Source organism: Parasegetibacter sp. NRK P23, assembly GCF_023721715.1.
Lineage (GTDB): Bacteria > Bacteroidota > Bacteroidia > Chitinophagales > Chitinophagaceae > Parasegetibacter.
The window spans coordinates 3,817,138-3,840,105 of record NZ_JAMDLG010000001.1; the positions used below are offsets into that span (position 1 = coordinate 3,817,138).

General features: G+C 48.3%; 23 protein-coding genes. 11 read left to right on the plus strand and 12 right to left on the minus strand.

What is annotated here, in order from left to right:
• Window positions 1–34: 34 nt before the first annotated feature.
• Complete coding sequence (locus tag M4J38_RS15475) at window positions 35–808, plus strand: inositol monophosphatase family protein (protein WP_251760684.1); 774 nt, start codon at window positions 35–37, stop codon at window positions 806–808.
• On the opposite strand, the gene M4J38_RS15480 is transcribed toward M4J38_RS15475, so the two are convergent.
• Genes M4J38_RS15480 through M4J38_RS15490 form a run of 3 tightly spaced genes read right to left on the minus strand, consistent with a single transcriptional unit; the run spans window position 809 to window position 3,755 of the window.
• Window positions 809–1,156, minus strand: a complete 348-nt coding sequence (locus M4J38_RS15480) for a phage holin family protein (RefSeq protein WP_251760685.1) — start codon at window positions 1,154–1,156, stop codon at window positions 809–811.
• A gap of 29 nt (window positions 1,157–1,185) precedes the next feature.
• Complete coding sequence (locus M4J38_RS15485; RefSeq protein ID WP_251760686.1) at window positions 1,186–2,472, minus strand: pitrilysin family protein; 1,287 nt, start codon at window positions 2,470–2,472, stop codon at window positions 1,186–1,188.
• Between the two features lie 44 nt (window positions 2,473–2,516).
• Window positions 2,517–3,755 carry a pitrilysin family protein gene (locus M4J38_RS15490; RefSeq protein ID WP_251760687.1) on the minus strand — a complete coding sequence of 413 codons (1,239 nt, stop codon included), beginning with the start codon at window positions 3,753–3,755 and terminating at the stop codon, window positions 2,517–2,519.
• Window positions 3,756–3,898: 143 nt separating this feature from the next.
• On the opposite strand from M4J38_RS15490, the gene M4J38_RS15495 reads away from it, so the two are divergent.
• Complete coding sequence (locus tag M4J38_RS15495; RefSeq protein ID WP_251760688.1) at window positions 3,899–4,759, plus strand: OmpA family protein; 861 nt, start codon at window positions 3,899–3,901, stop codon at window positions 4,757–4,759.
• A 422-nt stretch (window positions 4,760–5,181) separates the two neighbouring features.
• Here M4J38_RS15495 and M4J38_RS15500 read toward each other — a convergent pair whose 3' ends face one another.
• Window positions 5,182–5,523, minus strand: coding sequence for a hypothetical protein (locus tag M4J38_RS15500; RefSeq protein ID WP_251760689.1), 342 nt, complete (start codon window positions 5,521–5,523; stop codon window positions 5,182–5,184).
• 104 nt (window positions 5,524–5,627) lie between these two features.
• On the opposite strand from M4J38_RS15500, the gene rpoN reads away from it, so the two are divergent.
• Window positions 5,628–7,115: an RNA polymerase factor sigma-54 gene (gene rpoN / locus M4J38_RS15505; RefSeq protein WP_256469215.1), complete on the plus strand. Its 1,488-nt coding sequence runs from the start codon at window positions 5,628–5,630 to the stop codon at window positions 7,113–7,115.
• The gene (locus M4J38_RS15510) at window positions 7,116–7,763 is read left to right on the plus strand and encodes a hypothetical protein (protein WP_251760691.1); all 648 of its coding nucleotides are present in this window, start codon (window positions 7,116–7,118) and stop codon (window positions 7,761–7,763) included.
• On the opposite strand, the gene M4J38_RS15515 is transcribed toward M4J38_RS15510, so the two are convergent.
• The gene (locus M4J38_RS15515) at window positions 7,755–8,639 is read right to left on the minus strand and encodes a sugar phosphate isomerase/epimerase (protein WP_251760692.1); all 885 of its coding nucleotides are present in this window, start codon (window positions 8,637–8,639) and stop codon (window positions 7,755–7,757) included. The two genes, M4J38_RS15510 and M4J38_RS15515, sit on opposite strands and share 9 nt — an antisense overlap.
• Window positions 8,640–8,690: 51 nt before the next feature.
• On the opposite strand from M4J38_RS15515, the gene M4J38_RS15520 reads away from it, so the two are divergent.
• Complete coding sequence (locus M4J38_RS15520) at window positions 8,691–9,050, plus strand: arsenate reductase family protein (protein ID WP_251760693.1); 360 nt, start codon at window positions 8,691–8,693, stop codon at window positions 9,048–9,050.
• Here the strand turns inward: M4J38_RS15520 and M4J38_RS15525 are convergent, their stop codons facing one another.
• Window positions 9,051–9,563, minus strand: coding sequence for a YdeI/OmpD-associated family protein (locus M4J38_RS15525; RefSeq protein ID WP_251760694.1), 513 nt, complete (start codon window positions 9,561–9,563; stop codon window positions 9,051–9,053). It abuts the gene before it with no gap.
• 62 nt (window positions 9,564–9,625) lie between these two features.
• Between M4J38_RS15525 and M4J38_RS15530 the strand changes: the two genes are divergently transcribed.
• Window positions 9,626–10,417 carry a bifunctional 2-polyprenyl-6-hydroxyphenol methylase/3-demethylubiquinol 3-O-methyltransferase UbiG gene (locus tag M4J38_RS15530; RefSeq protein ID WP_251760695.1) on the plus strand — a complete coding sequence of 264 codons (792 nt, stop codon included), beginning with the start codon at window positions 9,626–9,628 and terminating at the stop codon, window positions 10,415–10,417.
• On the opposite strand, the gene M4J38_RS15535 is transcribed toward M4J38_RS15530, so the two are convergent.
• Both M4J38_RS15535 and recA read right to left on the minus strand, forming a co-directional pair.
• Window positions 10,410–10,946 (minus strand): DUF4136 domain-containing protein, encoded by a 537-nt coding sequence (locus M4J38_RS15535; protein ID WP_251760696.1) that lies wholly within the window; start codon window positions 10,944–10,946, stop codon window positions 10,410–10,412. The two genes, M4J38_RS15530 and M4J38_RS15535, sit on opposite strands and share 8 nt — an antisense overlap.
• Before the next feature lie 210 nt (window positions 10,947–11,156).
• Window positions 11,157–12,185 carry a recombinase RecA gene (gene recA, locus M4J38_RS15540; protein ID WP_251760697.1) on the minus strand — a complete coding sequence of 343 codons (1,029 nt, stop codon included), beginning with the start codon at window positions 12,183–12,185 and terminating at the stop codon, window positions 11,157–11,159.
• Window positions 12,186–12,452: 267 nt separating this feature from the next.
• Here recA and dnaN point away from each other — a divergent pair, with 267 nt between their 5' ends.
• The 4 genes from dnaN to corA all read left to right on the plus strand — a co-directional run bounded on the left by dnaN (window position 12,453) and on the right by corA (window position 16,333).
• Entirely contained in the window at window positions 12,453–13,568 is a 1,116-nt protein-coding gene (dnaN, locus tag M4J38_RS15545; protein ID WP_251760698.1) for a DNA polymerase III subunit beta, read from the plus strand.
• Between the two features lie 79 nt (window positions 13,569–13,647).
• A complete protein-coding gene (locus tag M4J38_RS15550; RefSeq protein WP_251760699.1) occupies window positions 13,648–14,466 on the plus strand; it encodes a sterol desaturase family protein in 819 nt (272 codons plus the stop codon).
• 17 nt (window positions 14,467–14,483) lie between these two features.
• The gene (gene kdsB / locus M4J38_RS15555; protein WP_251760700.1) at window positions 14,484–15,209 is read left to right on the plus strand and encodes a 3-deoxy-manno-octulosonate cytidylyltransferase; all 726 of its coding nucleotides are present in this window, start codon (window positions 14,484–14,486) and stop codon (window positions 15,207–15,209) included.
• A gap of 29 nt (window positions 15,210–15,238) precedes the next feature.
• On the plus strand, window positions 15,239–16,333 hold the full coding sequence (gene corA / locus M4J38_RS15560; RefSeq protein WP_251760701.1) for a magnesium/cobalt transporter CorA: 1,095 nt from the start codon (window positions 15,239–15,241) through the stop codon (window positions 16,331–16,333).
• Here the strand turns inward: corA and M4J38_RS15565 are convergent.
• The 3 genes from M4J38_RS15565 to M4J38_RS15575 form a co-directional block, all read right to left on the minus strand.
• Window positions 16,330–16,851 (minus strand): DUF2480 family protein, encoded by a 522-nt coding sequence (locus M4J38_RS15565; protein ID WP_251760702.1) that lies wholly within the window; start codon window positions 16,849–16,851, stop codon window positions 16,330–16,332. The two genes, corA and M4J38_RS15565, sit on opposite strands and share 4 nt — an antisense overlap.
• Before the next feature lie 71 nt (window positions 16,852–16,922).
• Window positions 16,923–18,329, minus strand: coding sequence for a serine hydrolase (locus M4J38_RS15570; protein WP_251760703.1), 1,407 nt, complete (start codon window positions 18,327–18,329; stop codon window positions 16,923–16,925).
• A gap of 53 nt (window positions 18,330–18,382) precedes the next feature.
• The gene (locus tag M4J38_RS15575) at window positions 18,383–18,835 is read right to left on the minus strand and encodes a methylglyoxal synthase (RefSeq protein WP_251760704.1); all 453 of its coding nucleotides are present in this window, start codon (window positions 18,833–18,835) and stop codon (window positions 18,383–18,385) included.
• An 89-nt stretch (window positions 18,836–18,924) separates the two neighbouring features.
• Here M4J38_RS15575 and M4J38_RS15580 point away from each other — a divergent pair, with 89 nt between their 5' ends.
• On the plus strand, window positions 18,925–19,917 hold the full coding sequence (locus tag M4J38_RS15580) for an aldo/keto reductase (RefSeq protein WP_251760705.1): 993 nt from the start codon (window positions 18,925–18,927) through the stop codon (window positions 19,915–19,917).
• Between the two features lie 464 nt (window positions 19,918–20,381).
• On the opposite strand, the gene M4J38_RS15585 is transcribed toward M4J38_RS15580, so the two are convergent.
• On the minus strand, window positions 20,382–22,484 hold the full coding sequence (locus M4J38_RS15585; RefSeq protein ID WP_251760706.1) for a SurA N-terminal domain-containing protein: 2,103 nt from the start codon (window positions 22,482–22,484) through the stop codon (window positions 20,382–20,384).
• Between the last annotated feature and the right edge of the window lie 484 nt (window positions 22,485–22,968).

A 22,968-nucleotide genomic window follows, 5' to 3' on the forward strand; every position in this document is an offset into this window, starting at 1 on the left:
GCAAAATATACCTGTGTTATTTATCTTTGCCCCCATGTTCAAGACCACACTTATAAAGGCCTCTGAAGCCGCCGCGCAGGTAATGATGGAATTCTCCGAAAAAGGTTTCCGTATCACCAACAAGGAAGGAATCAACAATCTTGTTACGGAGGCCGATCATGCCTGTGAAAAAGTGATCATGGATATGATCAAGCAGGAACATCCCGATCATTATATCCTGAGTGAGGAATCCGGCGCCATCGTGCAGGAGTCCGCTTACAAATGGATTATCGATCCCATTGATGGCACGGTGAACTTCGCCAACGGCATCCCCCTCTGTTGCGTGAGCATCGCTCTGGAGAAGGATGGGGAAATGATGATGGGCGCGGTATACAACCCGTTTATGCGGGAATTCTTTTTCGCGCAGAAAGGATGGGGCGCCACGCTGAACGACAAAATTATTCACGTGAGCCAGAAAAATGAAGTGGCCAGCGCGTGTTTGGTTACCGGCTTTCCCTATACCTACCTTGATATGGAAAATGGTCCGCTGGATGTATTCGACCGTTTTATCAGGCGCGGTATTCCCGTTCGCCGACTCGGTTCCGCCGCCATCGACCTGTGTTGGGTGGCCGCCGGGCGCTTCGACGCTTTCTATGAACACAACCTTAATGCCTGGGACTCAGCCGCAGGATTTCTCATCGTGGAAGAGGCCGGAGGAAAAGTAACCGACTTCTACGGTAATCCTTATTCTCCCTATCAGCCACAAATACTGGCTTCTAACGGTATCATACATACGGAGATGCTGCAGGACATTGGCTGGAAAAAATAATTATTCCGCCTCCCGCTCTTTCCGGTCGAGAAAGGAGTTCAGTATAGAAAGGATGATGCTGAAGAGCAGTGCATACCAGAAATTACTTACCTCGAAGCCTTTCACGATTTCGCTGCCCAGCAATATCATGAGCGCGTTGATCACGAACAGGAACAGTCCGAACGTGAACACGGTTAAGGGCAGCGTGAACAGAATCAGCAATGGTTTTACGAAGGTGTTGAGCAGGGAAAGCACCAGGATGATCAGGATGGCCGCCCAGTAATCGGTGATCCTGATACCGGGAAGCACATGCGAAAGCCCCAGCGCCACGGCTGCGGTGAACAAGGTGCGGAGTACAAACCTGACCATAAACGGAGTTTTGCTAAAAATACAAAAACCTATACAACCACCATTTCATAAAAATCTTCGTCCACCAGGTATTTCTGCGCCAGGTCCCGGAGTTCTTGCGCCGAAATGGTTTTGATCACTTCTATGGAACGGTTGAAATAAGCCTCATCCAGGTTGTTCAGGATAATATTCTTCCACCTGCTCATCACCTGGAAAGGACCATCGAGGTCGCCGAGCAGAGAACCCATCATGAAGTTGCGTACAAGTTGCAGTTCTTCGTCATCGATCAACTCTTCGCGGAGGATGTTCATTTCCTTGTACACTTCCTGTACGGTAGCCTCGCAAACACCGGTACCCGCTTCTGTTGAAATGGCCCAGGCGGTATCGCCGATATGGTTCTGGATATAACTGTAAATACCATAAGTATAGCCTTTGTCTTCGCGGATATTACTCATCAGTCTGGACCCGAAGAAGCCGCCGAACACGTTGTTGAGCACCTGTACTTTCTGGAAATCGGGATGGTGGCGGTTCGGGAAAGGACGGGCCAGCCGGATGGCGCCCTGTACACCATCCGGATCGTTTTGTATCCGTGATTTTTTTTGCGCGGCAGGCGCCAGCGGATATACTTTTTCTGGCGCTGCTCCTTTGAGTGGAAGATCGCCGAAATAATTGTTCAGCAACAATTCCAGGTTATCAGGCAGCAGGCCCGCGAGGAACAACACGCATTTTCCTTCCTGGTAGTACGTTTGATAGAATTGGCGGAGCTGTTCGGCGGTAAGCGCGTCGTAATCCTCCGCGCGGCTGTATTTCCCGTACGGGTGTGCCTCACCGTAAAGTTGCGCGTCGATCAGCCGGTTGGCAACGTAATCGCATTTTTTCAGGTTCACCAGCAATCTTTGTTTCGCGTTCTGCGTGAAGATGGCCAGTTCTTCCTCCGGGAAAACCGCTTCGGTGATGAGTTCCCGCACCACGGGCAAAAGACTTTCCAGGTGTTTGTTCAGCCCCGACAAATTGATCACCGCCGTTTCGTTGTAACAAGCGCGGGTAAGGTAGGCGCCGTAGTATTCAAATTGCTCATTCAGTTCGAAGGCCGAATGCTTTTTCGTTCCATTCTTTAAGAGGTTGTTCGTAGCCGGCGCAACATTGTTGCTGGTTTCATAACTGTTTCCGGCATAAAAAACCCATTCCGCCTGAAAAACATCCTGTGTACCGCCATGGATGGCGTATACATCCACCCCGTTGTTCAACTTAAAGTGCCGGTAAGGTGGAAGGCTGAGGTGGAGCGATGCGGTATCTATAATGGCGGGCGCTTTCTTCCTGTTGAGCGTTTGTGTCAAATTCGTTTCTTTTACTATCACCTTGTGCTGTATTTTAAGGAAGATCAGTTCTCCCTGAAATAATGAATCGTATTGGCATTGTTGTTATCGAATAGTCGGCGGCTGGATTCCAGGATTTCCTCCCTTGTTACTGAACTGTAGTGCTCCAGTTCATGTTTCATCCGGTTGGGATCGCCGAGCAGTTCGTAGAACGCGAGACTTCCCGCGCGGTTCATCACGCTCATGTCTTCAAAAGCGATCATGCTTTCGGTTTTGTTCTTCACTTTTTCCAGTTCCGCTTCGGTGATGCCTTCCTGTTTCAGTTTATCCAGTTCCTCTTCAATCGCTTTTTCGGCATCCTCCATTTTCACGCCCTGCACCAATTTGCCTGAAATCGTGAGCAGCCCTGGATCAACGGAGCCGAAATGGTAACAGTCGATGTTGCTGAAGAGTTGTTTTTCCTTCACCAGCGATTGGAACAATCGCGATGAGCCGCCACCACTCAGAACTTCGGAGATCAGGTCCGCCGTATAATACTCACGGTGCAGCCTACCCGCCATGTGGTAAGTTCTGTAGAATGCATCCAGCGGAACATTCGACTTCAATTCCAGCCTCCGGTGTTCCTGCTGTGGTTTTTCCACCGGGAGCGCACGTACATATTTTTCTCCGGAAGGAATATCACCGAACCATTTTTCCGCCAGCGCCTTCACTTTTTCTGTGGTCACATTACCTGCGACTACCAGTATCGCGTTGATGGGACGGTAATGCTTAAAGAAGAAGGCTTTTACATCTTCCAGCGTGGCGTTTTCGATGTGTGAAAGTTCCCGGCCGATGGTCATCCATTTGTAGGGATGTTCTTTATAGGCCAGCTCACGCATTTTATGCCACACATCGCCGTAAGGCTTGTTCAGGTAATGCTCTTTAAACTCTTCAGACACCACTTTCCGCTGTACCTCCAGGCTTTTTTTGCTGAAGGCCAGGCTCAGCATACGATCACTTTCGAGCCAGAACGCAGTTTCCAGGTTCTCGGCAGGCAACTGTATGTAGTAATTGGTGAGGTCGTTCGTGGTATAAGCATTGTTCTCGCCACCCGCCATCTGCAGGGGATCATCGTATTCCGGGATATTGATGCTGCCGCCGAACATCAGGTGTTCGAAGAGGTGGGCAAACCCGGTTTTAGCAGGATCCTCATCTTTGGCGCCAACATCGTACATCACGTTAACAACGGCCATGGGCGTGGAAAGGTCGGGGTGAACCAGCACCCTAAGCCCGTTGGCCAGGGTGAATCGGTCGAAATGAACCATATTATGCATCTGTTGAATGAAAAATCGGGGCGGAACTTTTTACTTCCGCAATTAAACAGCAAAAGTACAAACATAGTTGTTAAAGGGATAATAATGGGCTGGCCCGATAATTGTAAATTACGGGCAGACCAAATTATACGAACATGAAACTGAATAGATTATTGTTTGCCGCGGCCGCTCCGCTATTGTTATTTTCCTGTGTAAGCAGTAAAAAATATAAGTCGCAGGTAGCCCGCTACGAAGAATTAAGCGCCAACTACGCCAAACTTCAGGGCGATGCGAAAGCCTGTGAAGATGAAAGGGCGTCGCTCCGGCTCAGTAAAAGTCAGCTGGAAGCCGATATGGCCAACCTCAACAAGCAGATCGATTTCCTGAAACAGAACAATACCCAGGCGCTAAAACAACTGGAAGACCTCTCCGTAATCAGCTCCCAACAAGCGGAAAGCATCAAGAAATCGATGGAAAACATCGGCGCGAAAGACGCTTATATCCAGGATCTGCAAACGTCCCTCGCCCGCAAAGACTCGCTGAACATGGCCCTGGTGATGAACCTGAAAGGCGCCATCGGCAACATCAACGACGAAGACATCAACATCAAAGTGGACAAAGGCGTGGTGTACATCGATATCTCCGATAAACTGCTCTTCAAAAGCGGCAGCTACGATGTGACCGACCGCGCCAAAGAAGTACTGGGAAAAGTGGCGCTGGTGCTTAAAAACCAACCCAATATTGAGTTTATGGTGGAAGGCCATACCGATAATGTGCCCTTCAAACGGGGTGTACTCATCGACAACTGGGACCTGAGTGTTAAACGGGCGACTTCCGTGATCCGGTTGCTGCAGGGAGAATACGGGCTTGATCCGGCTAAAATGTCTGCTGCGGGCCGTGCGGAGTACCATCCGGTTGGGTCCAATGATTCTGCGGAAGGAAAAGCGGCGAACAGGAGGACAAGGATTGTGATATTGCCGCAGTTGGATCAGTTTTTTAAGTTGCTTGAGAAGTAGATTTCAAGCATAGGTTTTTCACGCAACTGCTTTGTGCTTCGCACTGCGCAGACGCGAGGGAGAAAGGACGCAAGGCCTTGAGTAATTGCAGCCAGTTCGTTGGGTGAGATTTTTTTCTCGCAACGGCGCAAAGACGCAACGCCTAGAGTAGTTGGCATGGATTAGGTTGGAAAAGAATTAGGTAGGCAAAAGTTAATTGTGCATTTTAAAAGCAGGCGAAGCTTTAATCCAGCTTCGCCTGCTTTTCTTTTACAGCGCTAATAGCTTCAAAAATTGTTCAAATTATAAAAGGCAAAAAAATGCGCCAGAAAAGGCTGCAAATAAACCGTTCAAAAAACAAACAAGGCCTTGCGTCCTTGCTTCTTCGCGCCCTTTGCGAGGAATGAAACAATCGCGTGAAAAAACCAATGCGTGAACCCAACCTACCTTCTTTTCCCCTCCATCCGATCCACATACTCCACACTCCCCAGCCTCATTTTTAACGGAAACCTTATCGCTTTCTCCATTTTCAATTCCTGCGCGCAGAAAAACCCCCAGTGCCGCGTATGAAAATCTGCTAGTAAAGGTTTAACTACCGGCTTCGGAGCACGGGTGGAATCTGCCAGGAAAAACTTTGTGTTGAACAGGAAAACAGGGCTGGCATGATTTTTTTTCCACAAAATTTCCGTTGATCGAACCAACAATAATTCCGGCACCTTTTGGGAAAAAGACTTGAATACCAGTGTATTAAGTAAAATCAAAAAAACTATAACAACTCTTTGCATGCGCTGTATCTGATTTGTTCCTACATTTACGGCAAGATTTTTGATAGAGGCCGGAAAATCCGGTAGAACAGATTCAAAGTTATAAAAATCCCAGGCCCGGAATTATGTCGTTAAGTCAATCTTTACAACAGAAATTACTTCAGAAATTATCTCCTCAACAAATCCAGTTGATGAAACTGCTGCAGGTTCCCACGGCTAACCTGGAGGAGCGCATCAAAGAAGAGCTGGAAGAGAATCCTGCGTTAGAACAGGGAGAGGATATGAATGAAGACAGTTTTTCCGAAGAACAGCCCGACGAATTTGAGGCCGGAGAAGAAGACTATGAGCCGGATGGCAGCGCGGACGAATACGAGAACATCGACATCAGTGAATATGTAGCCGATGATGACGGAGAAATTGCCGATTATAAACTGAAAGACGATAACTATCCCGAGCTGGACGACCAGCGCACGATTCCTTATAAAGTAGAAACCTCCTTCCACGAACTTCTGCTGGAACAACTCGGCATGATGAAATTGGAAGATGCGCAACGGGTGATCGCCGAACAAATCGTGGGCAGCATCGATGATGATGGCTATCTCCGGCGTGAAGTCAGTTCTATTGTGGATGACCTCGCGTTCCGCCAGAACATCTCCACAACAGAAGAAGAAGTGGAAACACTCATCAAAAGAATACAACGCTTCGATCCCGCCGGCGTTTGCGCCCGCGACCTCCGGGAATGCCTGCTCCTGCAACTGGACCGGAAAAAAGGAGAGGCCCGCTCCGTAGACCAGGCCATTGAGGTGCTCACGGATTACTTCGATGAATTCACCAAAAAACATTACGAAAAAATACAGAAAGGGCTGAACATCAGTGATGAACAACTCAAAGAGATCATCCAGCAGATTATCCGGCTGAGTCCGAAGCCTGGCGGCAACATCGGCAGCATGAACAAAGCCGAAAGTTACGTGGTGCCCGATTTCTTCATCCACAATAATGCCGGCAAACTGGAGCTGACCCTGAACTCCCGGAACGCACCCGACCTCCGCATCAGCGAAGGGTACCGCGACATGCTCCGGGATTACGACAAAGGCGCTAAAAAAGACAAGCGCCAGAAGGAAGCCGTGATCTTCATCAAACAAAAGATCGATGCCGCCAAATGGTTCATCGATGCCATCAAACAAAGGCAACATACTCTGCTCTCCACGATGGGCACCATCATGGATTATCAACAGGAGTTCTTCCTCACAGGCGATGAAACCACCCTCCGCCCCATGATCCTCAAAGACATCGCGGAGCGCACCGGACTCGACATTTCCACCGTGAGCCGTGTGGCCAACAGCAAATTCGTTCAAACGGAATTCGGTACCTACCGGCTGAAGTTCTTCTTCAGCGAATCGCTCAGCACCGAAAGCGGCGAAGAGGTGTCTACCCGCGAGGTAAAAAAGATACTGAGTGATATGGTGGAAGGCGAAGACAAACGCAAGCCGCTGAGTGACGAGAAATTAACCGACCTTCTTCAGGAGAAAGGTTATAATATTGCACGCAGAACGGTGGCCAAATACAGGGAGCAACTCAATATTCCCGTAGCAAGGCTGCGCAAAGAATTGTAAATGCAGGCCGAACAAACTTTCAAGCCGAATATCATCGTAAGGGCACTGGCGCAACTGGTGTCCTATGTTTTTCACCCGCTGTTCATTCCTTTATATGTAACAGCATTCATCGTTTATCAATACCCGTATTTTTTTGCGGGATTTGATAACAGGGGGCACATCAAAGTATTGATGTCGGTATTCATCAACCTCTGTTTTTTCCCGGCGTTGGTGGTGTTCCTGTTGTGGCGGCTGAAGTTTGCTTCTTCTATTATGCTGCGCACGCAGAAAGAGCGCATCATTCCTTTTGCAGCCAGCCTGGTCTTCTATTTCTGGGCTTGGTATGTTTTTCGCGAGCAACCACAAATGCCGCGCATGTTCGTGCAGTTCCTTTTTGGGGCCTTCCTCGGCGTATCGGGCGCGTGGATGGCGAACATATTCATTAAGATCAGTATGCACACGACTGCCATGGGCGGTATGGCGGCTTACATGTTGCTGCTCGCATTCAATGGCGACATTGCCATGGGCGGTTATCTTTCCATCGCCTTGCTCATCTCCGGGTTGGTAGGTACGGCGCGTATGCTGGTTTCGGACCATACCAACATCGAAGTGTATTCAGGCTTCGCGATAGGCGCGCTGGCACAGTTGATCGCTGCCTGGTTAGCCTAGCTTCAGCGTTTTAATGTAATCGTAACTTTTTTTGATGCTGGCGAAAGCTTCCATATCAAAGTTTTCCTGCTCCACGTAGAAGTGCTTTAGTCCCGAAGTGGAAGCGTGTTTGAAAATGGCTTTGTAGTCAATGGAGCCTGAACCTACTTCTGTATTTTTTGTGGGAACTTCTCTGTGCATGTCTTTTACGTGCCACATGGCGAACCTGCCTTTGTATTGTTTAAAGAGATCGATCGGGTCCTTTTTAGCCACTACGGCCCAGTATATATCCAGTTCGAAATCCACCAGGTCCGGGGAGGTGTTTTTGAGGAGATAATCCAACCCGAAAGCGTCGCCAACGGGGGCGAATTCAAAATCGTGGTTGTGGTAAGCGACTTTTATTCCTGCTTTTTTTGAAATTTCCGCGGCCTCATTCAGCTTTTCAGCCATTGCCTTATATACTTCCGGCGTACGGAATTGGTCCGGGATCCAGGGCACGGTGGTGTATTCCTGTCCAAGTGTGGCGGCTGCTTCGGCGATCTGTTTCCATTCATCTGAAGAGCCGTTTTGAAAGAGGTATTTTTCGGGCAGGTAGTGACCGCTGGTGGTTTTCAGACCGGCGTTTTTTATGAGCGCTGAAAATTCAGCAGGTGTTTTTCCGAAGAAAGTATTACCTGGTTCCCATCCAAACGTTTCAACATCAGTATACCCGGCTGCAGCAATCTTATCCAGTGTACCTTTCAGGTCCTTCCCCACAAAATCGCGCAAGGTATACAGTTGGATACCACAGGGCTTTTCAGCGGATGAATTGGCGGCAGAAGTCATGCAGGAAGGAGCGAGCATTGCACCACCGGCAAGGAGAACCGATTGTTGAAGAAAGCTGCGGCGCGAAGTCATAATTACAGATTTAAGGGATACAAGATACTGAAAAACGATTAGTTTCGCCGGATGAAGAAGATGTACCACCTTGCCACCTGCGATACCTGCCAGCGTATCATTGAAGAAACAGGTGTCGCTGATAAAAAGATCGTTTTACAAAACATCAAGGTTGAAAAAATTACGCCGGAACAACTGGATGCCATAAAGGAAATGGCCGGCTCTTACGAGGCGCTTTTCAGCAGAAGGGCCACGAAATACAAGGAGATGGGATTGAAGGACAAGCCACTCACTGAAAAGGATTACCGCAAACTTATCCTTGAAGAATATACTTTTCTGAAACGTCCGGTTACCATTCTCGGTAAGGAGATTTTCATCGGGAACGATAAAAAAACAGTGGCCGCTTTGAAAGATGCGGTGGCTAAGTTGTAATCATTTGTTTTTCTGGTCCCTGAAAAAATGAATCATTTCCGAATAGCTCATTTTACGGGCCATCGCGGTAACCACCTGGGCTATGCGCTTTGTTTTGGTGGGTTCAGTTTTGGCGCTGAGTACCCATTTTAAAAAATAGTTGCGATGTGAATTTGCGATGCCTGTATTGAAGTAATCGGTGGCACCGGGTTCATCGGCCAGGCACTCCATCAGTTCAGGACAGGAAAGCGCGGGCGGAACATCCTTGTGCAGGTCAACCTGTACGGTGGCGCCTTTTCTTTTACCGATGGCTTTACGGATCTCCGCGTTCAGGGGCATGATAAAGTTCCCGTTCCCCATGGGTAGGAGGCATATCCCTTTGAACTGCCACTGATCCAGCTTTCCCTTTACGTAAAATGATTTTTTGTTGCCCGGGAAAATTTCCTGCGCAACATCGGCGGGGATTTCGATATAGGTCCACCCGGTTTTTTCGCCCTGTTCTTCGAAACGTTGTATGGTTGCCTTAAAAGCCATGTGCGAAAGTTATATTGTTTTTCGGGCAGAATGAATAATTTTAGCCCTATTTTCCTGCATATATGTTTGAATTTCACAAGGACCGGAAGCAATATTTTGATATCCAGGTAGAGAATGCGCGGCAATACGTGCTTCCTTTTATAGAGGCGAAGTTCCCTATCAAACCCGGGATGCGCGTGCTGGAAATAGGCTGCGGCGAAGCCGGTGTGCTGAAAGCTTTTATTGACCGTGGCTGCATTGGTGTGGGCGTGGAGTTTGACGCACCGCGTATTGAGAACGCGAAAATCTGGCTGGCACCCGAAGTGGCGGATGGCCGCATCCGTTTTGTGACCAAAGATATTTACAAGGCCGATGTTGAGCAGGATCTCCATGGGGCCTTCGATATCATTGTACTGAAAGATGTGATTGAACATATTTTCGACCAGGAGAAACTCATAGCCTGGATGAAGACCTTCCTCACCCCGGGTGGTGTGATCTTTTTCGGGTTCCCGCCCTGGATGATGCCCTTCGGCGGACACCAGCAGATTTGCCGGAACAAATGGCTCTCTAAATTACCGTGGTACCATCTTTTGCCCCGACCGCTTTACAAAGGTTTGCTGAAAGCTTTTGGAGAAGATACACGCGGGCTGCTGGAAATTTACGATACGAGTATTACGATAGAACAATTCGAGCGGATAACGAAGAAAACCGGGTATGAAATCGTGCACAAACTGCATTACTTCATTAACCCGATCTACCAATGGAAGTTCGGCTGGAAACCGCGTGTGCAAAATCGTTTAGTGAGCAGGATACCCTGGTTCAGAAATTTTGTGACCACTTGTGTATTCTACCTTATTAAAGACAAAACTACTTAGCAGGAACGTCTTTCAACAACAGATTAACCCCTGTAGCGATGGCTTTCTCCACGCGCTCATCTCTGCCGGGAATGATTTCGCGGGCCACGCCATCCCATACGCGTTGGTTGGTCTTACGGTCAACAAGATCAACGGTAACAGTTCCTTGCCTATATGTTCCAACAGGTACTTCTTCTGATTTCCAGGAATAGTTCCGCTGCCCGATATACCTTGGGGCATCCGTACGGAAATCCGTTTGACGCGTCTGTGTTTTTTCTTCCACCACGATCCCGATATTGATGAGGAGATCAGGATTATCGTTGGTCCTGGTATATCCTTTTGCTTTCATTTCCTGTTCTATGGCGTATTCCATAGATTTTGTACGGGAAGAGAATTTGGTGGAAAGCGTATCACCGGAGGCATCTAATTGGTAGAAGTCGAAGGTTTTGTACCGGGAAAAATCGGCGCCGGGTGCAAGTTGCGAACTTATCCTTGGTGAGGGGGAACATTGACAGAATATGCAGCAGATGGCAAAAAGAAGTTGTTTCATAGTGCTGTTTTAAGGTCAGTTGATAACGTATACGCACAAAAAAGGTTGAGCCTTCCGGCCCAACCCTTCGTTTACTTACTAACCCGGCCACACCGGTAAAAACCGGCAGTGGAGTATCTTTAAGTTATTTCAAGCCGCCGTTCCAAAGACCGGAACCAATCAGTGGACTACCGGGGCTATCCTTATAACCCAGGGCCCGGCGGCAACATCTTATTGTGCAACAGCTGCCGCAGAAACTGCACCAGCAGCAGCTTCAGCGATCTTGGCTCTTATCTTACCTTCGATCTCATTGGCGAGTTCGGGGTTATCGCGCAGCAAGTTCTTTACAGAATCCCTGCCCTGGCCGAGCTTGTTGGAATCATAACTGAACCAGGAACCGCTTTTCTGCACCACGCCCATTTCAACACCCATATCAATAATCTCACCCAATTTAGATATTCCTTCACCGAAGATGATGTCAAACTCAGCCTGGCGGAAGGGCGGTGCCACTTTGTTCTTCACGATTTTCACTTTCACCCTGTTACCGATAGCTTCATCGCCATCTTTAATCTGGGATATCCTGCGGATATCTATCCTTACGGACGCATAGAATTTCAGTGCGTTACCACCGGTTGTGGTTTCAGGGTTACCGAACATCACACCGATCTTTTCGCGGAGCTGGTTAATGAATATGCAGATGGTATTCGTTTTGCTGATGGTTGCTGTGAGTTTACGCAGCGCCTGGCTCATCAACCGTGCCTGTAGACCCATTTTGCTGTCGCCCATTTCGCCTTCCAGTTCTCCTTTGGGTACGAGTGCAGCTACGGAGTCGATCACCACCACATCCAGTGCGCCGGACAAGATCAGCCTGTCGGCGATCTCCAGTGCCTGCTCTCCGTAGTCGGGTTGAGAGATCAGGAGGTTGTCCACATCCACGCCCAGCCTGCGGGCATAAGAGCTATCAAAAGCGTGTTCAGCATCTATGATCGCACACATGCCGCCTTTCTTCTGTGCCTCAGCGATCACGTGTGTGGCGATGGTTGTTTTACCCGAAGATTCCGGTCCGTAAATTTCCACGATACGGCCGCGGGGCAGTCCGCCTATGCCTAATGCGGTATCCACACCGATGGAGCCGGTGGAAACCGTTTCGATCTGTTGCTCCCCTTTTTCATTCATCATCATCACGCTTCCTTTCCCAAAATCCTTATCGATCTTGTCCATCGTCAGCTTGAGCGCCTTCAGTTTTTCCGCATTTGACATATTATCCGTTTTTCTTTTTTAATGGGTTAGTAAAATTCACCGCTGATCAAAATTACCACTTGCCAGCTTCCGGCAAGGCCAAATTATCAACACTAAATTATTTAGCAAATCTAATCCTAATTATTTTAGGAAACAAATTTTTTTGCCTGTTATTTCACCTATAATCCGGGGAGAAAAACACGGTATCGCTTTCTGCTATACATATTTTAAATGTATGTTCTTTGCTTTCAAATTTTAATGTAGGTTTGCTCCTAAAGTTTTAAACCCATGAAGTTCATCGTTTCATCTTCGGCTTTACTGAAACATTTACAACAGATCAGCGGCGTTATCAACGCGAATACGGTATTGCCCATCCTGGAAGATTTCCTTTTCGAGGTGGATAAGAACAAACTGAACGTGGTGGCCACCGACCTGGAAACGGTAATGCGCATCAGCCTGGAGATCGAGGCCCGTGAATCAGGACGCATCTGTATCCCCGCCAAGATCCTGATGGATTCGCTTAAAAATATTCCTGATCAGCCCCTCACTTTCACCATCGATAAGAATTATTCCGTTGAAATCACCAGCGACAACGGTAAATACAAGGTAATGGGGGAAAATCCGGATAACTTCCCGAAAGAGCCGGTAGCAGATGACACCACTTCTTTCACCATGACCAGTACCGGACTGGTAACCGCCATCAACAAAACACTTTTCGCCGTGAGCACCGACGACCTTCGTCCCGCGATGACCGGCGTTTTCTTCGAACTGGATAAAACCGGCCTGCAATTCGTTGCCACCGATGCGCACCGCCTGGTCCGTTATAAAAGAACAGATGTTGTTACGCCAAAGGCCGACTCCTTCATCGTTCCCAAAAAACCGCTCAACCTGCTGAAGGCCGCGTTGCCGGACAATGCCGATGAAATCACGGTTTCTTATAACAGCAACCACCTTTTCGTGGTGCATGGCTCCACACAGATGGTGTGTCGCCTTATTGACGCGCGATTCCCTGACTACAAGGTTGTTATCCCTGCTGATAACCCCTACAAACTGATGGTACTGAAATCCGACTTCCAGAGCGCCCTGCGCCGCGTGAGCGTTTTCAGTAACAAAAGCACCAACCAGGTGGCTCTTACCATCAGCGGGAACGAACTCCAGCTTGCTGCGCAGGATGTGGATTTCTCCTTTGAAGGAAATGAAAGAATGCACTGCCAGTACGATGGAGAAGATCTCCAGATCGCCTTTAACGCGCGATTCCTCATTGAAATGCTGAATGCCGCCGATACCCAGGAAGTGGTGATGGAGCTTTCCACTCCCACCAAAGCCGGGATCATCAAACCCGCTGAAAACGCGGAAAATACCGAATTGCTGATGCTGGTAATGCCGTTGATGCTGAACAATTAAATGTCAACCCAATCCAACTGTAAGGGGTTCCGGCAACGGAACCTCTTTTTTTTGTAAATTACCGTACACGATTCCTGCCATGAACACCTTCATCGAATATTTCCAGACACTGGAACAGCGTCCCATGGAGCGCATGTTGTTCCTCGTGAGCGGCATGTTGCTGTTGTGGCTGATAGAAGGGGCGATCCCGCTGCTGCGGCTGCAATACCGCAAAACAAAATGGCGGCACGCCGCCGTGAACTTCTCTTTTACCGTGATGCACCTCGTGCTGCACACCGGTTTCGCGATTCTTATCGTTTTGCTCAGTGACCTCTGTTCCGCAAAAAGCTTTGGTATTGTGCACTGGCTCCAAACGCCCGTCTGGCTCACGATCCTGATCGCCGCGCTTACCCTCGATTTTTTCGGCGGATGGCTGGTTCACATTACCGAACACAAGGTGCCGTGGATGTGGCGGTTTCATGTGATCCATCACGCAGACAACAATGTGGACGTGACCACAGGTTTGCGTCACCACCCGGTGGAAAGTATCTTTCGCGGCGTTTTTTTCCTCGTCGGCGTTGTGGTAGCGGGAGCACCTATGTACGCGGTTATGATTTACCAAACTTTTCTTGTGCTGGCCACGCAGTTCACACACGCGAATATCAGGCTGCCCGAAAAACTGGATCGCGTCCTGAGCTTCATTTTCGTTTCTCCCAATATGCACAAAGTGCACCACCATTGGCAACAACCATACACGGACTCCAACTATGGGGCGGTTTTCGCGATCTGGGACCGGCTGCTCGGCACCTTTCTTCGGCTGCATCCTTCAAAAATCAGGTATGGTCTGGACCGTTATTACCCGAATGAAGAAGATGAAAACTTTTCAGGATTAATGAAAGCGCCGTTCCGGAAGCAGTAGTTCATTATTTTTACGGCATGAAAACCATCGCCATGATACCGGCGCGTTATGCCGCCACCCGATTTCCCGCCAAACTGATGCAAACACTGGGTGATAAAACCATCATCCGGCATACCTATGATAATACGGTAGCCACCGGGTTGTTTGATGAGGTTTGGGTGGTAACCGACAGCGATATCATTTTTGAAGAGATCAGCTCCAATGGTGGAAATGTACGCCGGAGCATCCGCGAACACGAAAGTGGCAGCGACCGCATCGCGGAAGCCGTGGCCGATATGGACGTGGAAATTGTGCTGAACGTGCAGGGCGATGAGCCGTTTGTGAACAAAGACGCGCTCGCGCGCCTGCTGAACGCCTTCAAAGGAGCCGAAGGGCAGAAGGTACAGGTCGCCTCCATGATGGAAGTGATGGATGACCCCGAAAGAATACAAAACCCCAACAACGTAAAAGTGGTGGTGGATCAGCACAACAACTCGCTGCTTTTTTCACGCAGTGTTATTCCCTTCCCACGCAACAACGATATTACGATCACCCATTACCAACATAAAGGGGTGTACGCTTTCAGGAAAAGCGCCCTGATGAAGTTCACGTCCTGGCCCATGACCCCATTGGAAGAAGCCGAGAAAATCGAATGCCTCCGTTACCTGGAACACGGTATCCAACTCAAAATGGTAGTGGTGGAAAAAATGGGCATCAATATAGATACGCCACAGGACCTCGAAAAAGCAAGAGAAATGATCTGACCGAACGCGCGGTTCCTTAACTTTATCTCATGCGGTACACCGATTATATCAACCTTGTTCTTCCCATTTTTAATACAAGGCGCACAAGGGAAATTCTGAACGTAAATCCAGTTCAGCCCACCACGCGTATTGATGCGCCTGAAGTACGGATTTCCGTTTACGAGTTCAACGCGCATGAATTCAAAGAACACCTGTTTACCGATATCAACGAGTGTGTACAATTCGCGCACAATGGCCAACACGTGCATTGGATCAACATTGATGGCATACGGAAAGCAGATATAGCAAGGGTTTGCCAGGAGTTCCGCGTGCACCCGCTGTTGGAAGAAGATATTCTCAGCCTGGGTCAGCGGCCGAAAATGGATGAAATTGATGATGTGCTTTTCTGTCTGCTGAACATGTTATATTTCAATGAAAATGCCGGAACGGTGGAGCAGGAACAAATCAGCATCGCACTGGGAAAGCATTTCGTGATTTCCTTCCAGGAAGATCCTTCGCGGGATGTGTTCGATCCGTTGCGTGAAAAACTGAAAATTCCTTCCAGCAAAATCAGGAACGCGGGCGCAGATTATGTTTGTTACACCATGCTGGACCTGATCGTGGATAATTATTTCCTGGTCATGGAAAAGCTGGGCGATAAAATTGAAGCGATTGAAGAAGAGGTCATCAGGAACAGTAATACGAAAAGCCTGGCGCGCATCAACCGGCTCCGCAAGGAACTCATCGTGCTGAAAAGAAATATCGCGCCTGTTCGGGAACTGATCCACGGCTTTATCCGCAGCGAAAGCGACTTACTGGCCGAACGCACCACGAAATACTTCAAAGATATTTACGACCATATTGTGCAGGCGAACGACCTCGCAGAAAACTACCGCGACGTAATGATCAACCTTCAGGACCTCTATGTAAGCAATGTAAACCTGAAGATGAACGAGGTGATGAAAGTAATGGCCATCGTAACCTGCCTCATGGCCCCCGCTACTGTGATCGGTGGTATCTTCGGGATGAATTTTGACCGGATACCTTACCTCCATCATCAGAACGGTTTTTACATCGCGATGAGTCTGATGGTGTTGGTACCGATATGGATGTTGTGGATATTTAAAAAGAGAGGCTGGTTTTAAACGGCCGCGCCGGGTTTCTTTTTGAAAATGGGAACAGTGCTGCAAGGCTCTCCGTACATGATACTTTTAGCGACAGGACGCAATTTCTTAGTAGCTTCCAGGTAGGCGAACGGACCGATTTCCACATCGCCGCAGCCTTTCACCACCACGCGCTTATCAGCGAATTCGGCTTCAGATAATGCAGCTATATTACGCACCAGGAGCGCTTTTTTCATTTCTTCTTCCGTACCAAAAAATACTTCCTTGGCAACAGGTTGAAGGTACACTGTAATCAGCATATAAGCCCAAACAGGAATAATCGCATCGGCAGAACAGGTGACCGCCACATTTTTCCCCTCGTAAACACTCCAGTCTAGGGATTGGAGCGCGGCACGGAAATCTTTCTCTTTCAGGATCAGTTCCATAAAAAGATAACCCTTGATATCGAATACCGCGATCTCCTCTTTGGGAAGATACTGTTCCAGGTCAAGGGTCAGAATACCACTTTCGGCCACCTTATTTACAAATACTTCACTCATGTTCTTTATTTCGATATACAAATATAGGGCATTTTGAAAGTTGGGGCGGCAATGTCGTGTTAATCTTGCGGTCAGCGGATGGTATCAAGCAGCGGTTGCATCCATTTTCCCTGGGTGGAACCGGTGGTGCTGTTGAACAGGAAGATGAACGCTTTCTTTTTTGCCGGGTTGAAAATAAGGTAGGAACCGAACCCGCCTGTTTTTCCATTGTGGGTGATCAGTTCATCTGAACCGTCTTTTTTCAGGAGGAACCAGCCCAGCCCGATGGCCGGATCGGATGCTGTTTGTTGGTGCGTAAGTTTTATGGCCGCGAAGCCTGGGGCTTTTTCGTCCCATTGTGCCCGGGTATATTTAACGAGGTCAACCATATTGGAACGGATGGCACCCGCAGCCTGGAAAGCCGCCAGGTTCCAGGGCTGGGTGATGTTGCCTGCGTCGTTGTGCCCGGAAGCCAGCCGGGACTTCGTTTGTTCATCAATGGTAATGGTGGTATAGTTCATCTTCAGGGGGCCTGTGATCATCTTTTTCAACAAAACCTCATACGGTGCTCCGGCAACATTTTCGATGAGGTTCCCCAGCAATCCTACCGCCAGGTTGGAATACTGAAATTTAGCACCCGGGCTGCGGTACGGCTTAAAATGGTTCAGGAAATGCATGAGCATTGCTTTCGAAAAATGCGCAAATGGATCCTGCATATTGAAACCGGGTGTCAACGCCAGTGTTGGTGGCACTTCCGGGTATCCGGAACTATGGTTACTTAAGGATACGACAGTGATAGCCGTATCCTTAAAAACCTGGGGTTTTACGGAGTCCGGAAGGTATTTATTGATCGGATCATTCAACTTCATCTTTCCCTCCAGCACCAGTTGAGCAAGCATATTGGCCGTGAACGTTTTTGTGATGGAGCCGATTTCGTAAATAGTAAGGCTGTCGGGCATAGGTTCGCTACCGTCACTGTAATTGTAAAAGCTGGTATGTTCACCATCAATGAATGCTGCGCTCACCCCTTTTGTACCGGGAATGGAAAGGTATTCGCGCAACTGCTTATCCGAAAGTGAATCCATTGCGGTACGCATGGGGTTTGCAGCGTTCACTTTTGCGCTTTTCTTTTCTTCGTTAAAAGGCGCAAAGAAGTACCCTTCAATTTTTCCGGAGGAATCTACATACAGGTCCATGAGCAATTTCAAGGAAGTTGCTTCCACCAAATATTTTCCGTTATTCCCGGCTACCGACCTTCTTGTACTCTTCTTCCATTCACCCAGTTGGCCTTTCAGCATCTTGTGGGTTTCCCTGAATTTTTCGGAGGGAACCGCTTTTAAAAAATTCGGGCTGAGCAGGGTAATGAATGAATCAGCGGTTTCCCTGTTGTGGAAACGTTGCATCTGCTCTACCAGGTGGTTCCAGGGAATGGAGTCGGGTTTATTCGCTTTGCAATTGACGGCGATGAATGAAAAGATAAGGATAAGTGTTTTGCGCATAGCGATTCATTTGAAATGAAAGAAAATCAATTCTACAGCGCTCTCCCGATTGGTCAGACTTTCCTGGAGAGATACGCCTGGTAATCCGGCACCTGTGTATTGTATTCCTGGTGCATCAATGGAGAAGTGAGCATAAAGTCTGCCGTGGCGCGGTCACAGGCCATGGGTATATTCCAAACCACCCCCAGCCGCAACAAAGCTTTGATGTCCGGATCATGGGGTTGCGGTTCCATTGGATCCCAAAAGAAAATCAGTACATCCACTTCACCCTGGGCGATCATGGAGCCGATTTGCTGGTCTCCGCCGAGTGGGCCGCTCATCAGTTTCCGCACCGGGCGATCCAGTTCTTCTTCCATCATTTTGCCCGTGGTACCCGTGGCATACAATTCGTGGCGCGCCAGGGCGGCTTTGTTGTATTTGGCCCATTCTATGAGGTCCTTCTTTTTATTGTCGTGTGCCACCAGGGCGATGCGTTTCCGTGCGTTGAGGGTTCTGATCGTCTGCATGTTCTTTTTTTGTGAAGTCTAAAGATACAGAACTCTGTGGCGAACATAAAGGCGGGTTTGCTGTAATTTGCAGGTACAAATATCAAGTTATGGAAAGAAGAACATTGGGCACATCAGCAGTACAAGTTACTCCGATTGCATACGGCGCCTGGGCCATCGGCGGATGGATGTGGGGCGGAGCGGATGAACAAGAGGCCATTGAAGCGATCAAAGCCTCCCTTGAGAAGGGCATCACCACCATTGATACTGCACCCGTATACGGTTTTGGCAGAAGTGAGGAACTGGTTGGAAAAGCATTGGAAGGCGTTCCGCGCGATCAATATGAATTGCTTACCAAATTCGGGCTGAACTGGGAAACCGCCGAAGGAGAATATTTCTTCGACACGAAAAGCAACGAAGGTGCTCCCCTGAAAATTTATAAATACTCTTCCAAAAAGCGCGTCATCGAAGAATGTGAAGCCAGTTTGAAAAGACTCCGCACAGACTACATTGATCTCCTGCAAATCCATTGGCCCGATGCCACCACGCCTGTCGCCGAAACCATGGAAGCCCTGGCCATGCTTCAGCAGCAGGGAAAGATCCGTGCCGGCGGCGTTTGTAATTATAACGCCGCTTTAGTATCTGAAGCGCTCTCTACTTACCGCATCGCTTCCAACCAGGTTCCATACAGTATGCTGAACAGGGATATTGAAGCCGAAGTGGTTCCACAGGCTTTGAAAGAAAAGATCAGCATCATCGCCTACAGCCCATTGCAAAGAGGTTTGCTCACAGGTAAAATCAAACGCGACCATGTTTTCGGGGAAGGCGACAGCCGCGAGGGCAACAAATATTATACGCCAGAAAACATAGACCGTGCAAACGCAATGCTGGCGCAACTGCGTCCCATCGCAGAAGGGTACAATGCAACACTTGCGCAACTGGTGCTGAACTGGACGATGAACCAGCCCGCTATCGGCTGTGTGCTGGCGGGGGCGAGAAACGCGCAACAGGTAAAAGACAATGCGGGTGCGTTGAAGTTTAAGATTTCCGGGGGAGATATGGAGCAAATATCTGGGATTGTGAAAGGAGTAATGGTGGTGTGATTGTTTCACGCCATTGCTTCGTGCCTCGCAACGCGGAGACGCAACGTTAAAGCACTATTTAATTTCTGGTTGATGTATTTGTAGAAGATGATGTTTTCTTTTTAATGTAGAAGAAGTGGCATAAACATCATGATTTGCGATAATGTAAATAAAATCTGTCTTCTGCTTCTGTGAAGAATGAAGCAGTGCTCCTCCTATTTTTAAGGAGGGTGTCCTGGCCTGAAATTACTAATAAACACACAGCAAAAAACTCAATCAGCGTCTAACGTTGCGTCTGCGAGGCACGAAGCAGCACGTCGTTGCGAGAAATATTCAATCCAAAACTTAAGCTGCAACAATACATACAAGGCTTTGCGTCCCTTGTGCCTTTGCGCCGTGTGCTGCCTTGCAGCACACGATTGCGGGAAAAATAAAAACGCCCCGTACGGGGCGTTTTCTTTCACTCAATATAATACGATCCTTCGTTAGAAGAACTTAGACCTGTTGTCTTTAATGGTAGCGGATTTTCTCAGTCCTTCCAGCGCGGAACGGCCACCGAATTGTTTCATCTGCATTTGTGCGGACTCCTTCATTTGCTGTGGGTTCATCGCGTCGTTTCCTTTGGCGCCGATGCTCTCGGTTTTTACCGCGAATACGCCAGAGGTTCCGTTGATGAGGGGCGATACCTTGTTGAGGTTCGCTTTGTTAAAGGCCATACCAACGAGTTTGGGTTCGGACCCTGCTCCCTGTACGAAGGTGCTGGCGAATGATACGCTGTCTGCGCGTAATACCTGCGTGCCTGAAGCACCTGCGATGGCTTCCAGTGTTGCGGCATTGCCGAGTTTCTTACGGATTTCTTCCGCTTTCTTTTCGTTGCGGACAAATATTTCCACCAATGGACGCGCTTTAGCGGCAGACATGGTTCCTTCAGCGTTTACTTCCGTTACCGCGGCCACCACGTATTTATCACCCACATTCACTGGTTCGAGCACATCACCTTTATCGGCTCCGAAAACTTTTTGCACCAGTTCCCTGGAAGAACCAACACCGGGAATAGCGAAATCATTTTCTTTAATATCTGCTGCAACGAATTCCTGCAACGCCTGCTTTTTCACATTATCCTTGAAAGAGGAAAGGGAACGTGCATCTCCGGCGAACTGCGTTGCCGCATTGCTGGCGGTGGTTTCTGTTTCGTTGCTGGCAAGAATGGGTTTTGCGAGATAGGCGATCTTATAAGCCGTCTCAAAGTTTTTCTGGCTCATTACCTCTATATAATGGTAACCAAATTGTGTTTTTACCACTTTCTTGTCGCCGGCTGCGCCATAGAATACTGTTTCCGCAAATTCCTTTGCCAGGCTGGCGAAGTTGAGGGAGGAAAATTCGTATTCACCGCCGTTAGACTTACTTCCGGGATCATCACTATATTTTTCAGCGAGGGCTTTAAAATCTGCACCGGACTTAATTGCACCCGCGATGCTGTCTATTCTTGTTTTAGCAGTGGAATCAGGCAATCCTGTTTGGGTGCTTATCAGTATGTGTCGGCATTTTACGCTATCAGGAATGCTGCGGGAGCTGAGCATTTTCGCATATACAAAGTTGCCTCCATCGAGGTAAGGACCATAAACCTGGCCTGGAGCCAGTGAGCGGATGGTATCCGCGTTTACTACCTGGAGTTTGGATTTCAGTACATACCCATCAAAGAAGGGGCTTTCGGTACCAACCCTGTTCAGAAATTGTTCCGTTTCTGGTGTGGTGGTGAATTCCTCTTTCAGCTGCTGGATCTGCGCGAGTGTTTCGGCAGTATCTTTTCCAGAAGGGGCAGCATCGAAGGCAACATATACGATGCTTCTTGTTTTCTCTTGTTTGTATTGTTCTTTGTGGGCGCTTACATATTTATTAATGTCATCATCAGAAACTTTTACGGTAGAATCTGAAACGGTGGCATAAGGCACATTCACAAAGGAGATGTTAGCGATAGCACTGTTATCGCTGGCCATTTTATCGATCATCCATTTAGGCACGTAAGAAGCGGAGGAAACCAGGGAAAAATATTTTTCCTGGAGCCTGCTTTTGCCGATGGCGGGAATGTATTGTTCCGCGAACTGCTTGGCCTGGGGGGTATTTTTCTGAGACTTCAGGTTACGGATGGCGGCTTTCAGCGCTTCTCCGTCGAACTGGCCGGTTTCGGGATTCGTGAATTGCTGGCGAAGATCCTGGGGAGGATTATCTCCGAAGAACATATCGTTCAGTTCTTTAGGACTTACCTGCATTCCGAGTTCTTTTGTTTCGGCGGTCAGCAGTTCTTCCCCAATGAACTGGTTCCAAACATTTTCACGGATCGTTTGGCGGGTAGATTCATTAACGGGCATACCGGACTGCGCGTATTGCGCTTCCTGGGCTTCCACCATTTTCTGAAATTCCACATAATCCACTTCTCTTCCATTTACTTTACCAATAGTAGTGGACTGGCTTCCCATTCCTCCACGGCCTGAAAAGGCATCCTGCAGAATGAAGGCGATCAAGCTGACGGCAATGATCACAATCATAATCACTGCGGCACGGTCTCTGATAGTCTGAATAATCGACATAATCGTTGTATGTATTACTTTTTTGAGTGAGGGGCAAATATAGATAAAAAAGAATATTCACAAATTGTGGAAAACACCGGGCGAGCATCCGTATTTTAACGGTGCTTTCCGGATATCCACATGGGGTGTGAATGAAGCCCTTTTCCTGTGGATAAACCCCGGTTCCGAAGATCCCGGACGTGGAAACAGGTGGAACAAATACCGGGTTTTTGATTCGGATTCTGCTTCTTCGAAAATACCGCACCAATTATCAAGGCTTCATTCACATCAAAAATGGAAGGAATGATCAAAAAAGTTCCGGGCACCCGTTTTGAGTCCACAGTTGGGGATAAGCACCTCAAAAGCACGTTTTTACTGGAAAGCTAAATGTGAATGAGATGTGGAAAATAGTGGATAAACCCAGTACCTTTGCAATTCCAAATGTTTTAAAAATAATCTTTCCACGAATCCACAGCCATAATAGTAATAGTGGGTTAATTAAAAA

Coding starts and splice junctions, on each gene's coding strand:
- recA (WP_251760697.1), bottom strand. CDS start 12,185: ATGTCAAATGCGGAAAAACTGAAGGCGCTCAAGCTGACGATGGACAAG.
- M4J38_RS15535 (WP_251760696.1), bottom strand. CDS start 10,946: ATGAAACAACTTCTTTTTGCCATCTGCTGCATATTCTGTCAATGTTCC.
- M4J38_RS15500 (WP_251760689.1), bottom strand. CDS start 5,523: ATGCAAAGAGTTGTTATAGTTTTTTTGATTTTACTTAATACACTGGTA.
- M4J38_RS15565 (WP_251760702.1), bottom strand. CDS start 16,851: ATGAGTGAAGTATTTGTAAATAAGGTGGCCGAAAGTGGTATTCTGACC.
- M4J38_RS15520 (WP_251760693.1), top strand. CDS start 8,691: ATGAAGAAGATGTACCACCTTGCCACCTGCGATACCTGCCAGCGTATC.
- M4J38_RS15580 (WP_251760705.1), top strand. CDS start 18,925: ATGGAAAGAAGAACATTGGGCACATCAGCAGTACAAGTTACTCCGATT.
- M4J38_RS15570 (WP_251760703.1), bottom strand. CDS start 18,329: ATGCGCAAAACACTTATCCTTATCTTTTCATTCATCGCCGTCAATTGC.
- M4J38_RS15515 (WP_251760692.1), bottom strand. CDS start 8,639: ATGACTTCGCGCCGCAGCTTTCTTCAACAATCGGTTCTCCTTGCCGGT.
- M4J38_RS15585 (WP_251760706.1), bottom strand. CDS start 22,484: ATGTCGATTATTCAGACTATCAGAGACCGTGCCGCAGTGATTATGATT.
- M4J38_RS15525 (WP_251760694.1), bottom strand. CDS start 9,563: ATGGCTTTTAAGGCAACCATACAACGTTTCGAAGAACAGGGCGAAAAA.
- M4J38_RS15480 (WP_251760685.1), bottom strand. CDS start 1,156: ATGGTCAGGTTTGTACTCCGCACCTTGTTCACCGCAGCCGTGGCGCTG.
- M4J38_RS15550 (WP_251760699.1), top strand. CDS start 13,648: ATGAACACCTTCATCGAATATTTCCAGACACTGGAACAGCGTCCCATG.
- M4J38_RS15530 (WP_251760695.1), top strand. CDS start 9,626: ATGTTTGAATTTCACAAGGACCGGAAGCAATATTTTGATATCCAGGTA.
- M4J38_RS15510 (WP_251760691.1), top strand. CDS start 7,116: ATGCAGGCCGAACAAACTTTCAAGCCGAATATCATCGTAAGGGCACTG.
- rpoN (WP_256469215.1), top strand. CDS start 5,628: ATGTCGTTAAGTCAATCTTTACAACAGAAATTACTTCAGAAATTATCT.
- M4J38_RS15490 (WP_251760687.1), bottom strand. CDS start 3,755: ATGGTTCATTTCGACCGATTCACCCTGGCCAACGGGCTTAGGGTGCTG.
- M4J38_RS15495 (WP_251760688.1), top strand. CDS start 3,899: ATGAAACTGAATAGATTATTGTTTGCCGCGGCCGCTCCGCTATTGTTA.
- kdsB (WP_251760700.1), top strand. CDS start 14,484: ATGAAAACCATCGCCATGATACCGGCGCGTTATGCCGCCACCCGATTT.
- M4J38_RS15575 (WP_251760704.1), bottom strand. CDS start 18,835: ATGCAGACGATCAGAACCCTCAACGCACGGAAACGCATCGCCCTGGTG.
- M4J38_RS15475 (WP_251760684.1), top strand. CDS start 35: ATGTTCAAGACCACACTTATAAAGGCCTCTGAAGCCGCCGCGCAGGTA.
- dnaN (WP_251760698.1), top strand. CDS start 12,453: ATGAAGTTCATCGTTTCATCTTCGGCTTTACTGAAACATTTACAACAG.
- corA (WP_251760701.1), top strand. CDS start 15,239: ATGCGGTACACCGATTATATCAACCTTGTTCTTCCCATTTTTAATACA.